The following is a 13,326-nucleotide window of genomic DNA, read 5'->3' as shown; positions in this document are numbered from 1 at the left end:
GCTTGGCATCTGCGAACAAGCGTCAATAGACCTCTTGCATAATTCAGCGATCGATATGGTAGAGGACTAAAAATTTAAGTCAGATCGCTGCATAAATTGAGTGGGTAACACATCATGAAACGAATATTGCAAGAGGTCTAATAGCAAGAGACCTGAATATCTTTAACGCTCAAGCTAGGATATACAGGTTTTAGTCATCTCGCTAAATAAACCATTAGACGATAAAACATTCCTTACGGGAAATAAAGTTTGTTGAGATTCAAGAAGTTACTTTGGATTGATGTTATTTCAAACCAATACTGGGTTGAGAGTGTGGTGCAAATCAATGTCTCAGTCACAATCTGAGTTACCCTCAGACTTCGTTATTCGCCGTCTTCAAGCAACAGATATTGATTATCTCAAATTTCTGGTGATGCCAAGGAGTCTTTATGCTATGCCCTCTTGGATGTCTATAAGGTTTATGACAACTTTATTTGAAATAGAAACTAGAATCAGTGTAGCTATTATTAGTCAAGTTTTTATATTAGGGGCAATGGCCATTGTCTACCCATTTATGAGATTATTGGGAGTGATTATATTTGTCGACACATTTTCTACAATCATTGTTCTAATATCATATTCTTTGCTTGTTTTTGCACTGACGGCAATAACGCCAGGTTGGGATAGGAAGGATTTTCGATATTGGTGGGTCATCGAGCAAGACAATCGTTTTATTGGTTATGCTCGTTTACAATCCTATGAAACCTTTTCAGTGATAAATTTTCTGCACATATGCCCCAACTGGAGAGGGCAAGGGCTTGGTACTACCTTAACCAAAAAGCTGATTCAGGCAAGTCAAAAGCCTATCTATTTATCAACTTTCTCCAATACTGTAAAATTTTATAGAAGGCTTGGCTTTCGGATAGTTCGCTTCCAAAAACTATCGACTAAAGTTAAAAAGCTCATGCTTCCAAATTTTATAATAATGGCTCATTATTAATTATTTAAAAAGCTTATTTTTAACAAAAATAGTCAACATTAGTGAATATCTTAAAAAATCTGTAATAAGTGGTCAATACCGAATCAGAGATATAGTAATCACCGATGTCTTCGTTAGGACCTGAATTACCTTCTGGTTGTGTCATTCGACCTATAAAGACCACTGAGATAGACCGACTCAGATTAATGATGATGCCCAAAAGTCTCGATCAACTGCCATCTTGGGTCTCAGTAAAAATGATGCTGGTCTTTTATAAACTTCGGACAGGCACCATTTTATATTTATTTTCTGCTGTCGTCATAGGGATATATTTGCAGGCATTAGGTGCCTTAGGAATATCGATAAATGTGCTTTGGATAGTTGTCGTCTATCTAGCTTGTTTAGGTCTATTCATTGCATTAGGACTTAGATCGTTAGCTAAGCCTGAGCATCTGCCCAAGAACTGTTGGGTAATCGAAGAACAAGGACGTTTTGTAGGTCGTGCCTTTATTAAGAGTCATGGCAGCTATTCAATTTTAGGCAGTCTGTATATTCACAATACACGGAGAACAATGGGATTAGGGACAGCATTGGTTCAGGCTTTACTGCAAAACTATCCAACACCAATCTATGTATTAACAAATCGTTCAGTTGCCAAATTTTATCAGGGGCTTGGCTTTCGTAGATTATCGCGAAGAGATAAACAAAAACTGCGCATCAGTGACAACTCTGTTCCAAAAAGATCATCCATGATCCTCTTAGCACATGATTAGCTCAAGTTTATGATTGTCCTATGGTCAAACTGGAGATATGTAATCACCCCATTGGCTAAGGCTCTGACTCACGGGACGTTGCTCGAAAGATTTCAAATTCATCTTCAACCTCTGGTGTTTCGAAATAATCGCCACCAAAATACTCCTCATTCGGGGTATTGTCGGCCTGTTCGCCAGAGAAATTAGACACAAGCCCCAAAATAGGCAAACGAGAGGCTTTTAAATCCTTCACCGTTTTGAGCAGATTGGATTGTTGAGTTTTTCCCATGCCTACCACTAGGACAAGACCATCCGTATTGAGGGTGAGAAAATTCGCATCAGCATGCCCTTGAAGATAGGGGGTATCGTAAATCACTAAATCAAACGTACTGTTTAGCTGTTCCATTAAGTACTTCATTTGATTGGAAGCAGAGGACTTATTCGCCACTTTTGTGGCCAGACCCGCTGTTAAGAGAAACAAGTTTTTTTGATAGGGAACCCGTTGAATGAGTTGATTGGGATCGAGGTTACGTTCCAAAATGTCACTCAGCCCTTCGAAGTTGGGAAGACCTAAACGGCTATGTAATTGTGGGAACGCTGGATTCGCATCCACTAATAACACGCGTTGTCCCATCCGAGCCGCTGATTGAGCGAGATATAAAGCAACCGTCGTTTTCCCATCTCGGGCAGCAACTGAGCTAATCACAAGGGAACGTACAGGGGGCTCTACCGCTAAAAACCGAATCTTTGTATAGAGCGCTTCAGCCGCCTGTAAAAACGCTTGGTTCTGGTGGTTAGTAACAGATGCTTCACTAAATTCGCTACGGTTAGGGTTTTGATCAATCGCTTCGATCGCATGGTTAAACGGAAGGTTACCCAGTACAGGTAACTGGGTCCGATCCTGCAAGTCATCCACACTTAAAAAAGCGTCGCGGTGCTTTTCTCGAAGCAGTGCCGCTCCTAACCCCAACAAGAAGCCACCCATCACGCCCAACAGGATTTTTTGCACCCGGTTTTGTTCAGGTAAGACCAAATTACCTTGGTCATCGGTCCTCAGTTGGGGTTCTGTGGGAATTTGCCACGGAATATCACGCTGAGCTGCCTCAACTTTCAAGGATTCTCGTTTGAGTAACAGCTGGTTAAGCCGTGTCGTATCACTGGCCAGCTGGCGGTTGAGTCGTTCGTACCTCTGTTTAACCGCGGGGAATCTACGGAGTCGGGCATTCACAGCAACCGCAGCTTGAGTGGACGCTTCACTACGGATTTCCAGCACTTGAATTTCATTGAGCGTGTCAATCAAGCGCTGGCTCAACGAACGCTGAATCGAATTTTGGAACTGAGGTAACTGCCCAAGATTCGCATTGCCGACCTGACTTTGACTGACGAGCTGACGTGTTTCTTGGTTCAGCAACGCTTTAAGATTGCTTTGCTTTGCTTGTAAATCTTGGATTACAGGGTTGGCATCGGTAAAGCGAGCCCGTTCCTGCGCCAATTGAGTTTCCACCTGCTTCAGCTGACTCAACAACTGCTGATAGCGCGGATCTTCGCTCAGGGAAGAGGCCGCGATCGCTTGGTTGGGCGCTAGGCCAAGTTGTTTTTGGAGATTGACATACAGTTTCTGTTGCGCCCGCAAATTACGTTGTGTTTCTAATCGCTGAGATTCCAGTTCTCTAGCTTGCTTGGCTAACTCAGCTCCTTCGCTATCCAGATCACTAATACTTTCTTGCTGTTGTAACGTTTGCAGTTGACTTTCCAGACTTTTGACACGCTGTTTCAAATCAGGCAGTTGTTGTTCGATAAACGCTGCCCCACCTCCAACCCGACGTTCGCGATCCTCAAGGCTGTATTTGAGATAACCATTCGACAGTTGCTTGAGGACAAACAGAATTTTGGTTTGATCGGCTGACGTATAACTTACCCGAATCAGCTTCGTTTGATTCTGTGCGTCTTGGCCAATCCGCTCTACTTTCATATCCTGGAGCAGTTGGTTATAACTTATGGGATATCTGAATTCGATTTGCTGCAAAACACTCGCTAACACCTGAGGGCTTTTGAGCACCCTCAGTAAGGTGGAATAGTCTAGTCCTGGCTCGGCCAGACTGCCCTCCTGAGAAGAACTCGTAGGGTCAGGCAATTGTCCGGCTGTCGTAATCGGTTCGACTAAGAGCTGAAATTCACCTTCATAGGTTAGCGGACGACTGAGTACTAAATAGGCCGTTAACCCAGCGACAACTAGATTAATTCCACCAATCAGAAGGATATTCCGCTGAATCAGTCGCCAAAGCGGGCGCACAAGCCGCTTACCCGAGGTGCGAGGACTCCCCAAAGGCGTATACTCTGATGGCTCATAAACCTGCATCAGAGATAAGGATTGTTCATCTAGTTCAGATTTCATGGTCACCTCAGTGGGGAGAAGGCGCAGCACCTTACATACAACAAGATACTAAATTTCAGATTTTTTCAAGAACTTTTTCAAAATTAGGTCTAACCGTTTTTTCGATCAGCTTTGTGGGCAACGGTCTTATTTTTTAGGGGCATTCTTATCAAGCGGTCGGCTGGGATAAGGCTGCTATCCCTCGGTCCACGCTTAGGAATGCTGTTCAGGATTGAGATTAAACAAAACACTCCTCATCTGAATGGTAGTGGGCCAGCCCGCGAGATCGCACCGACACCCCCCTCTTTTGTGAGACAGAACCGACACCGATGGGCCTGGACACGTTCCTTCATCTGCTAAGGACATCAGCTGATTAGCCAGTCTGATCGTTGTGATCGCAACCCAACCCACCTAGCCCAACATTTCAGCATGGTCCTTAACTTTTCGACAGGCGCTGCACGGCTTGCCCCGCGAGTTGGCGATGCGCATCAGCAAGAAAGCCAGGAATCTGAGCGGCATGGGGGCTGGCGCTTAGGCAGTCCCTCAGATCGTGATCCGCGACTTGGCCTGCTTTCTCTCCGGGAAACCAATGATCGGCTTGTCCTAACAGGTTATACCGCATTTGAGCATATTCATGCATGTCGTAGGCCATCATTAAATTGCGCAACCACAAAATCACTGGAATATTAATCTGGCCAGGCGTTTGCTCATAGCTCGGTAACCCTTGATGCCATGTTTCGACCCAGTCCTCACCGAGGGTTGCGATCGCAACTTCCTGCAGCCGCGCCAAAATCGGCGGCAGCAACGTATCCGCTTGGTCTAGCAGCTTCAATACGTTTAAGTGTTCGTCAAAATCGCTTGGTCGAGCTGCCCCTAAACTCAGCGTATGCACTTGGGGATGGCTTAAACAAAACAAGTCATTAAACACCATCGGACTCAACGGATGGCACAGATCGACTAACTTGGGGGAGGGTTTGTACAACATGCCTCCCTTATCAGAAGGGCTGATAATAAATACACCCAAATCATGTTGGGTTGCAGCCTCAATGGCAGGCCAGTTGAACTGATTGATGTAGTACCAGTGCAAATTGACATAATCAAACTGATCCGTTTGGATCGTTTTCACAATCAAATCCGTCGGTCCGTGGGTCGAAAAACCAATAAATCGGACTTTGCCCTGTTCTTGCAAGCGGCGAGCCACCTCCAGACATCCCCCTGGACGAACGGTGAAATCTAGTAGCTCAGGCGTATTAATCCCGTGTAGTCCGAGTAAGTCCACATAGTCGAGCTTTAATTTGCGCAGGCATTGGTCAAAGGTTTTCTGAAACTCTTGAGCATTGTCCTTCGGTGCAACCTTAGTCTGAATAATCAGTTGATGGCGAGGGAAGGTCGGTAAAATGCGTCCGAGTTGCAGTTCCGAGGTGCCATAGCCCCTAGCCGTTTCGATATGGTTAATCCCGAGGGAAATGGATCGTCGAATCGTGGCCTCTAGATTGTCTTGATTAGCTTTCGGAATTCTCCAGCCCGGTAAGTCTTTCCAGGAATGGTGATACCGCATCCCTCCACAGGAAAACACCGGAATTTGCAGTTCTGTCCGGCCAAATCGACGATATAACATCCAGACTTATTAACTCCTTATCGTTGCTTTAGCCCAAAGCATCACTGCACTCAAGCAGATTCACGCCTACCAGTCTTCTGCAACCAGGCTAAATACACACCCAACATTAGCGCTGTAAAAGATTCTAGAAGAATGAGCCCATTCATTTTCCAGGTTAGATCCCAAATAGGCGCATAGAAGTAGTGTCCCAAGGTTAACTGCCCCATTGCCACGTAAAGGTAGAGCAGTCCAAAAGCAAGCGCCAAACGGCCTCGCTGCCAAAGTAGATAGCCCGCAATGCCAATAGGTGTCATCACAAACCAGAGAATATCCACCAAGGAAGGATTAAACCAGGTCGGTTCCGGATACTGATCAAAGAAGATGATGTTATCGACGTAATGCAAAATAGACGTAACGATACACAGAATCAGCATTGCTAGGAGCCAGCGCTGATGGACAACAGAGGGGGAAGAGTGGTGGTCTAACATAGGGGGAGGGGGCGATTAAAGGATTGAGGGCAAAGCCAACAACAATGTTTTCCTCTCGTATTGTAAACAGGTTTATATCTAGACGGGGTGAGCCGCTAGTAACCACAGTGTAGTGCCATCGTAACTCCATTCAATTTTTTGAGGGATGCCCTGATAGTGAGCGTCTATTTCCCGAGCCATCGTGGCGATTTGGTGAACTAGAGGCAGCGGTATCTGTGCGTGGGTCAGCGCTACGTCAGAATGTTTAGAGAGCCTTTGTGGAACGCGAATCTGCACTGCAGACAGCTGCGTGAGGGCTTCTGAGGGCGTTGGTCCAGCCCCCCCCGTGATCAGCACAGTCGTCGGGTCCTGGGCCTTGACATCTTGACTCCAAGCGATCCCTCCATATTGGCCCTTGACTTGGATCTGAATCAGAACAGCGACCCCGAACTCGCGTCGCTGTGCAGAAGAGGGCGTCGAACTATAGGCGGTTCGACAGGCGGCAATCACTTGGACCAAGGATCGTCGAGATGTGATCTGAATAATCGGCTCTGTGGAGAGGGCGATATTCTCCGATTCATGCGTCTGACCGACAATGTTAGACCGAACCATTAAAGGCTGCTCAGGCGTGGGCGATAGCAATCGAATCAGGGGCTCGGCATCATCCCCAGGCGGTAGCACCCAACCTGGAGGGACAGGATATCCCAATGCTTTGAGTTGACTGAGCACAGCGGCAGACTGACCGCATTGATCGGCATTAAGCGGTTGATCGAGGGTACGAATATTGCGATCGCGCTGAAACAAGCCAAACAAATGGGCATCATCGGCCTGGGGTTGCGTCCTTAAGGCACGCTCTTCTCTCCCTTCCTCAGGTACTGAAGCCTGGGACTGCTGAGCATCTCCCCAAGCAAGCAAAAAACTGAGTCCCATCGCGGCCATCGCTTGGGAGCTTTGCTGAGAGACTAACCCGACCACCATCGGTAATAGCACCAACAGCCCTAACCGGCCAAGCTGCTTTTCTCTCAAGAGCGTGAGACTAATGCCTCCCATCAGCAGGAGCAAAAACGTTACCTGCCAGCTATAGGCCAATCCTCCAGCCGCAACCGCCAAAAAGGGTTTCGATTTTCGGATCCAGAACTGGCCAAACACTAAGGCAATCAGGGCAATAATCCACCACGTCGGATCCTGCGGAAAGTAATAACGAGCCAGTAAGACGCTCAAAACGCCTTTACTCGCCTCTATCCCCCCCCGCAGCCAAACGCGCCAATGGACGTTAACCCCAAATAGCCGATAGCCCCTGCCTTGAGACGGAGGGAAAAGCCGAGTCAAGTATTCTGCGACCGGCAGCCCTCCCAGCAGTGGGCAGATCACAAAAATCAGTAAGCATCCCCAAACTTGAATCAGTGTCATGGGCTGTCCAATATCAAGGTGATAACCGCACCATGCACCACTGCTCACCCTCTCTTTGGTAACACAGCCGATCATGGAGGCGATTGGGACGACCTTGCCAAAACTCAATCAAATCTGGTCGGAGGCGATAGCCCCCCCAATGGAGCGGGCGAGGAATCGGCTGGTTCTGGTATTGCTGTTCTAAGTCTTGCAGACGCTCCTCAAGAACCGTGCGATCGCCAATCACTTGACTTTGTTCGGACACCCAAGCCCCCAGCTGGCTACCCCGAGGACGACTCTCAAAATAGGACTCCGTTTCTTGCGCAGACACTTGAGCAACGGCCCCCTCAATCCGCACTTGCCGCTCTAATTCAGCCCACCAAAAGACTAGAGCAGCCCAGGGGCGATGGGTCAACTCTTGACCCTTACGACTCCGGTAATTCGTGTAAAACACAAACCCCTCTGGATCAACCCCTTTTAACAACACCATCCGCGCCGAGGGTTGGCCCTCTGTATTAACTGTAGCTAAGGTCATCGCGTTGGGCTCTGGCAATTCAGCCTGCAAGGCTTGGCTAAACCAATACTGAAATTGCTGGATCGGATCCGCCTCTACCGCTGTTTCTAAAAGCGCTTGCAAACGGTAGTCACACCGCAGATCGGCAATCTTTGCTGGGGTCAGATCACGAGAAGACATGCAATCACGCTAGAGAGGAGGATACGGTACTCCATCAATATAGTGGAAGCCATCCGATTATGGCTGGGAGGATTGACCGGGGTCTAACTTGATAATTTGACCCTGATCATCCGTGCGATAGGTCCATTCTTGCGCACCGTTCGACACCACCACTCGCCAGCCCGGCACCAGCGCCATCGTACAGAGCACATCGGGTTCCGACAACCCTAAGCAGCCATCCGGCCAAGTTTGCTGCCCGATATGAATCACTTTGAACGTCTGAAGGGGCTGACCCGTACGCTGAGCCAAATCTTGCACCACTGCCTGTTGAATGCTCTGAGAGGATGGCTGAGACTGAATCACCAGGGATTGAGCCAGGGTTGCCACTCTCATACTGGACTGAGGCAGCCACAGCGGATGCATACTCAGGGCGGCAGCAGGACTCAACAGCTGGCAGAGACCCATCAGGACGCAAAATAGGCAGTTCATAGTATTCATGATTCCTGACCCGCTTCAGGCGCAGTATGGGGCTGAGATCGCGGTCGTTCATTCTCCATTGAAAATGACACAGCCCCCTTCAATTCTAGTCACCCCTATCTTGCCTTAAGACTGACGACTCTGGAGCGACTTAGCCGGATATAGGTCTGCCCCTTTATCAAGCTGGCCCTCTTCAACCCCAGGCAAAATAATCAACCTAAATTAGCTGGTATCCAGCTGATGGGAAGTTGACAAATCGATTAGGTAGAAAATCAAGGATGATTCGTTTAGGCGGCCATGTCAGCATCGTCTTCATCCGGTAAACCAAAGACTTGGCGAAAGACTTTGCTGACTTTATAGCCCGAGTCAATAGATTCCAGAGGGTCCTTTCTCAAACGATGGCGCAGACATAGGGTAATCACTCGACGAATATCATCGACCGTGACTTCTGTCCGTCCTTCAAAGGCCGCAATGGCTTTGGCTGCTCGATTAGTAACGATGTCGCCACGTAGACCATCCACATCTAGTTCCGAGCAGACCTGGGAAATATTGACGCGCAGCTCGTGGTCAATATTGACGTGGGCCAGATTATTCTGAGCATTCACAATCTGGTCTTGGAGAGCCTTTTGAGTATCGGTGTGATTGTCCAGATAGGAGTGGGGCTCTTGATCAAACTGAGCGCGCTCTTCGACAATTTGCACTCGCAAGGTCGGATCTTTAACGGTATGAATTTCAGCATGCATGCCAAAACGGTCGAGCAACTGAGGTCGTAATTCTCCTTCCTCTGGGTTGCCGGAACCCACAAGAACAAAGCGAGCGGGGTGGCGAATGGAAATGCCTTCCCGTTCGACGGTATTCCAACCGGAGGCAGCTGAGTCTAACAGCACGTCAACCAAGTGATCGTCGAGCAGGTTGACCTCATCCACGTAGAGAATGCCGCGATTGGCTTTTGCCAACAAGCCAGGCTCAAAGGCTTTTACCCCTTCCGACAGCGCTTTTTCAATATCAATCGTGCCGCACACCCGATCTTCGGTGGCGCCCAAGGGCAAATCCACCATTGGCACTTGCATTTGAGTCACTGCAGGCGTTTGGCCGCCTGTGGTTAAGGCTTTAACCTCATCACTCATCAGTTCTGGATCTTCAGGGTCGCTATTGAAGGGATCATCCATGACGACGTTAATCTCGGGGAGCAGATTAGCTAACGCCCGAATGGTTGTGGTTTTGCCTGTACCGCGATCCCCCATAATCATCACCCCACCAATTCGTGGATCAATGGTGTTGAGGATCAACGCCAATTTCATTTCTTCTTGGCCGACGATAGCCGTAAAGGGGAAAACAGCGCGAGCGGGCGCTTTGGTCGCAGTAGAACTCACAAAAATACCTGATCAATAGCTTTTATCCAGTGCTTCCCATTGTGCCATATGGAGGCCGCTCAAGGGCGCTAATCCAGTCAAGGCAATGGACTACGAAGCCAGTTAAAATGCTCTATAGGCCAGAATTTGAGGTTGGCTCGACCGATTAAATTAGAGAGGGGTAAAAACCCCCACATATGAGAGTCGTTACTGTTGTTGCGGTTGTCGCCCATCACGAAGAGCGCCCCTTCAGGAACTTGAACAGGTTCTAATTCATACTGTGGGGCTTCTGCAATATAGCTCTCAGCAAGGGGCTGGCCATCCAAATAGACTTGACCCTTCTGGACTGCAATGGTTTGCCCGGCCACGCCAATCACCCGTTTGATAAAGGCTTGCTCCGGTGCATAGCCCACGGCCTGCAGCGGTAAGGGGGTATGGAAAACGACAATGTCGCCGGATTGAGGTTGGCGGAAGCGATAGGAGAGCTTTTCCACCACCACTCGATCGCCCGGTGTCAAGGTGGGCTCCATAGAGACGGAAGGAATATAGCGAGACTCAGCCACAAATCCCCGAATCAGTAGGGCGAGGATCAGTGCGATCGCAAGGGTGAGAATATTGTCTTTCTGGGATTGCCACAGTTTGCGCCACGCGGGGATAGGAGTTGCCTCAGGTGTGGGTCGATCCTCTGAGGTCATAACGGTTCTCTCGTAAAATGGACAATCATCTAAATCACTAGAATACTCCTCAGGAGAGTCGTTTGAGGATATATTCCGTTAAATCGAGCAATGCTTGTCGGGATTCCGAGGCTGGCAGAAAGTCTAGATGGTGAACGGCCTGATGGGCAAATTGTTCGGCGAGGGCTCGGGACTTGGGAATGCCTTGGCTGTCATGGACCAGGGCAATCGCTTCATCTAAGTCTTCCGCTTCTTCGAGGTGCCGATCAATTAAAACTTTGAGGTAGGGTTTCTCTGCGATCGCAAACAACACGGGTGCCGTTAAATTGCCGCTACGCAAATCTGAACAGGCGGGCTTACCCAAGGCATTTGTCGAACCTGTGAAATCCAAAATATCATCGACAATTTGAAACGCTAAGCCTACACAGCGGCCATAGGCATATAAATCTTGGTTGACTTGCACGGACGTACCACTCAAAACGCCTGCCGCTTTAGCGCTATTCGCCATTAGGGAAGCGGTTTTGTAATAGGACTTCTCTAGATAAGCTTCCAGCGTTAAAGCAGTATCAAAGGAATTAATGCCCTGCTGAATTTCCCCTTCCGCAAAATCTTTAATTACCTCAGACAGCAGCTTCACCACCTCTAGATTATCCAAATTCGCCAAATACCAGGAGGCTTGGGCAAACAGAAAGTCACCCGCTTGAATGGCAATCCGATTGCCAAACAGGCTATGAACCGTAGGCACGCCCCGCCGCACCCCTGAATCATCGACGACATCATCATGGAGCAGACTAGCGGTATGAATCATCTCGGTAATCTCTGCCAACCGCCGATGCCGAGGGGTAAGGTCTTGATGCGGCAGGAGCGCTCTAGAGAGCAAGAGGACAATCGCCGGGCGCATCCGCTTCCCACCAGCTTGAAACAGATGTTCAGCCGCAGCGAAAAGAACTGGATGTTGGGCACGTACCAGATCTTTGAGGTTATCCACCAATATGGCTAAATCGGCTTCAACTGGATCAAAAAGGGATGTTACTGAGGTCATTGATTTGCTTATCTCAGACAGTTATGAAATGAAGATTACAAAATTTTACATATGCTTATCACATTGTAACTCTCTTCGTTTACTAGAGGGTTTATAACCCATCAGGAATTCAAATCTCTAGAATGGGGCCGTCAGCAGTTCGTTGATATTCTTACAGTTTTCCTGCGTAGCTTCCACCGCCTTACACTCTCACCGCGAAGATGGATTGTGCAACATCTACCCCCTTGGTGTGCCCATCCTGGCAGCAGACTCAGCACTCGGCATCCACGTCATGGATTGCCACTAGTCAAGGGATGGGTTAACCGATTGTAAAATCGATTGACAGCAGAAGAGAAGACACCGTTGCCCCTCCCTCAGGTTGCTTGGCAACCTGAGGTGAGCCACTACCCAAATCCTGAAGTTTGAAAGTCCACCCCTTGCAAGGGTGCAATGAAAAACGAGGTGGCGCTTTTCATTGCTGTGAACAATGCTTGCGATAACATAAAAATAATTCTTCGACAGATTTAGACCTCTGTTAGTTCTAGAAAAAATTTTCTAGGTAAAGGGCTAAACATACTGTCAGAAAGTAGTCTCGGCAGTTTAATCGGACTCAATGCAAATCGCTAAGGGTAAAATCCAGGATTCCGCTTGTCTCTGTCAGACCGAAAATACAAAAACCGATTCTGATTGTTTGGAATTCTCTCACTAGGCAAGGCGTTGTCTAGAGTGCCAGTAGACGTAAGTCGGGGCTCAGCTTCGCAATCTATGCTAATAGCACTGAATCCCATGTCTTTTAATCATGGGAGTGCGTCAATATAGTGAAATGATGCCAATGCCGTTATTCGGTGAGAATCTTTGCCCATGTCTGAATCACCCTCTACGGAAAAATCTACTACTCCCAGCGTATTGCGAACAATGACTGGCGCTATTCTCGCCGGAATCATTGCTTTGCCCCTCGCCAAGCTTTCCTCCTTAATTGCCCAATCCTTTGCCGAGCATCCCTTCACCTCAGATAATCAAACAGCCCTGGAAATATCGATTGCGCTTAAAACTTTAGTGGTAGGATTAAGCACCTTAGCAACTGGAATTTTTTGTGTAGCAGCATTGGGTTTGAGCGCTTTATCAATTCAAATTCTCTGGCAAAATCTTAGATCAACGCCAGCGCTCTCTAAGTCAGAACCTGCCGATCAACCTGAGTAATTATCGTGGGTTAACGGCTCTATCTTGGTAGCATGGGAATTACTAAAAAAATTTAGCTCTATCCCCAGTCTCTGAATAGACAGCCGAATAGATATGATTGGGGTTCCTCTCATTCTGGCTATCCAGAGGGTACAAACGCCTAGTAATATCAGAAGGGAGCAATTTAATGCTCTATCTGTGCAAACCCCTTCTCATAAGGGTTGGTGCCTGGGGTTAGTTGCTGTTGAGATAGGATTTATAAAGGAAATCGTAGTTATGACCACTAAACCAGACCGTGTTGTTCTAATCGGCGTTGCCGGTGACTCTGGATGCGGTAAATCTACTTTCCTGCGCCGACTGGAGGATCTGTTTGGGGAGCAATTCATCACGGTTATTTGCCTAGATGATTACCA

Annotated in this window: 12 protein-coding genes and 1 pseudogene; 4 read left to right on the top strand and 9 right to left on the bottom strand. The window is 48.0% G+C overall.

The window, feature by feature from the left end:
• Positions 1-325 precede the first annotated feature (325 nt).
• Both Q0986_RS19755 and Q0986_RS19750 read left to right on the top strand, forming a co-directional pair.
• Positions 326-979, top strand: a complete 654-nt coding sequence (locus tag Q0986_RS19755; RefSeq protein WP_299414713.1) for a GNAT family N-acetyltransferase — start codon at positions 326-328, stop codon at positions 977-979.
• A gap of 104 nt (positions 980-1,083) precedes the next feature.
• On the top strand, positions 1,084-1,731 hold the full coding sequence (locus Q0986_RS19750) for a GNAT family N-acetyltransferase (RefSeq protein ID WP_299414711.1): 648 nt from the start codon (positions 1,084-1,086) through the stop codon (positions 1,729-1,731).
• 55 nt (positions 1,732-1,786) lie between these two features.
• Here Q0986_RS19750 and Q0986_RS19745 read toward each other — a convergent pair whose 3' ends face one another.
• The 9 genes from Q0986_RS19745 to sds form a co-directional block, all read right to left on the bottom strand.
• Positions 1,787-4,105, bottom strand: coding sequence for a tyrosine-protein kinase domain-containing protein (locus Q0986_RS19745; RefSeq protein WP_299414709.1), 2,319 nt, complete (start codon positions 4,103-4,105; stop codon positions 1,787-1,789).
• A gap of 415 nt (positions 4,106-4,520) precedes the next feature.
• A complete protein-coding gene (locus Q0986_RS19740) occupies positions 4,521-5,702 on the bottom strand; it encodes an aldo/keto reductase (RefSeq protein WP_299414707.1) in 1,182 nt (393 codons plus the stop codon).
• Positions 5,703-5,752: 50 nt separating this feature from the next.
• Complete coding sequence (locus Q0986_RS19735; protein ID WP_299414705.1) at positions 5,753-6,169, bottom strand: hypothetical protein; 417 nt, start codon at positions 6,167-6,169, stop codon at positions 5,753-5,755.
• A 78-nt stretch (positions 6,170-6,247) separates the two neighbouring features.
• Positions 6,248-7,558, bottom strand: coding sequence for a hypothetical protein (locus tag Q0986_RS19730; RefSeq protein ID WP_299414704.1), 1,311 nt, complete (start codon positions 7,556-7,558; stop codon positions 6,248-6,250).
• A 13-nt stretch (positions 7,559-7,571) separates the two neighbouring features.
• Positions 7,572-8,231, bottom strand: a complete 660-nt coding sequence (gene pdxH, locus Q0986_RS19725; protein WP_299414701.1) for a pyridoxamine 5'-phosphate oxidase — start codon at positions 8,229-8,231, stop codon at positions 7,572-7,574.
• Between the two features lie 57 nt (positions 8,232-8,288).
• Positions 8,289-8,708, bottom strand: coding sequence for a hypothetical protein (locus Q0986_RS19720; protein WP_299414699.1), 420 nt, complete (start codon positions 8,706-8,708; stop codon positions 8,289-8,291).
• Positions 8,709-8,974: 266 nt separating this feature from the next.
• Entirely contained in the window at positions 8,975-10,060 is a 1,086-nt protein-coding gene (gene bchI / locus Q0986_RS19715) for a magnesium chelatase ATPase subunit I (RefSeq protein ID WP_299414697.1), read from the bottom strand.
• 77 nt (positions 10,061-10,137) lie between these two features.
• The gene (gene lepB, locus Q0986_RS19710) at positions 10,138-10,734 is read right to left on the bottom strand and encodes a signal peptidase I (protein ID WP_299414695.1); all 597 of its coding nucleotides are present in this window, start codon (positions 10,732-10,734) and stop codon (positions 10,138-10,140) included.
• A gap of 49 nt (positions 10,735-10,783) precedes the next feature.
• On the bottom strand, positions 10,784-11,755 hold the full coding sequence (sds, locus tag Q0986_RS19705; RefSeq protein WP_299414694.1) for a solanesyl diphosphate synthase: 972 nt from the start codon (positions 11,753-11,755) through the stop codon (positions 10,784-10,786).
• Positions 11,756-12,595: 840 nt separating this feature from the next.
• Between sds and Q0986_RS19700 the strand changes: the two genes are divergently transcribed.
• Positions 12,596-12,934 (top strand): DUF3082 domain-containing protein, encoded by a 339-nt coding sequence (locus Q0986_RS19700; RefSeq protein ID WP_299414692.1) that lies wholly within the window; start codon positions 12,596-12,598, stop codon positions 12,932-12,934.
• 255 nt (positions 12,935-13,189) lie between these two features.
• Positions 13,190-13,326, top strand: a pseudogene (locus tag Q0986_RS19695) (phosphoribulokinase); the annotation flags it as partial.

The sequence above is a fragment of the Acaryochloris sp. IP29b_bin.148 genome (assembly GCF_028285565.1).
Taxonomy (GTDB): domain Bacteria; phylum Cyanobacteriota; class Cyanobacteriia; order Thermosynechococcales; family Thermosynechococcaceae; genus Acaryochloris.
Note: the sequence above shows the minus strand (reverse complement) of the source record. Positions and strands in the feature narration are given on the sequence as shown.

What these genes read in the sequence shown, in the direction of transcription:
- Q0986_RS19755 (WP_299414713.1), top strand. Translation starts at nt 326, where the DNA reads ATGTCTCAGTCACAATCTGAGTTACCCTCAGACTTCGTTATTCGCCGT.
- Q0986_RS19750 (WP_299414711.1), top strand. Translation starts at nt 1,084, where the DNA reads ATGTCTTCGTTAGGACCTGAATTACCTTCTGGTTGTGTCATTCGACCT.
- Q0986_RS19745 (WP_299414709.1), bottom strand. Translation starts at nt 4,105, where the DNA reads ATGAAATCTGAACTAGATGAACAATCCTTATCTCTGATGCAGGTTTAT.
- Q0986_RS19740 (WP_299414707.1), bottom strand. Translation starts at nt 5,702, where the DNA reads ATGTTATATCGTCGATTTGGCCGGACAGAACTGCAAATTCCGGTGTTT.
- Q0986_RS19735 (WP_299414705.1), bottom strand. Translation starts at nt 6,169, where the DNA reads ATGTTAGACCACCACTCTTCCCCCTCTGTTGTCCATCAGCGCTGGCTC.
- Q0986_RS19730 (WP_299414704.1), bottom strand. Translation starts at nt 7,558, where the DNA reads ATGACACTGATTCAAGTTTGGGGATGCTTACTGATTTTTGTGATCTGC.
- pdxH (WP_299414701.1), bottom strand. Translation starts at nt 8,231, where the DNA reads ATGTCTTCTCGTGATCTGACCCCAGCAAAGATTGCCGATCTGCGGTGT.
- Q0986_RS19720 (WP_299414699.1), bottom strand. Translation starts at nt 8,708, where the DNA reads ATGAATACTATGAACTGCCTATTTTGCGTCCTGATGGGTCTCTGCCAG.
- lepB (WP_299414695.1), bottom strand. Translation starts at nt 10,734, where the DNA reads ATGACCTCAGAGGATCGACCCACACCTGAGGCAACTCCTATCCCCGCG.
- sds (WP_299414694.1), bottom strand. Translation starts at nt 11,755, where the DNA reads ATGACCTCAGTAACATCCCTTTTTGATCCAGTTGAAGCCGATTTAGCC.
- Q0986_RS19700 (WP_299414692.1), top strand. Translation starts at nt 12,596, where the DNA reads ATGTCTGAATCACCCTCTACGGAAAAATCTACTACTCCCAGCGTATTG.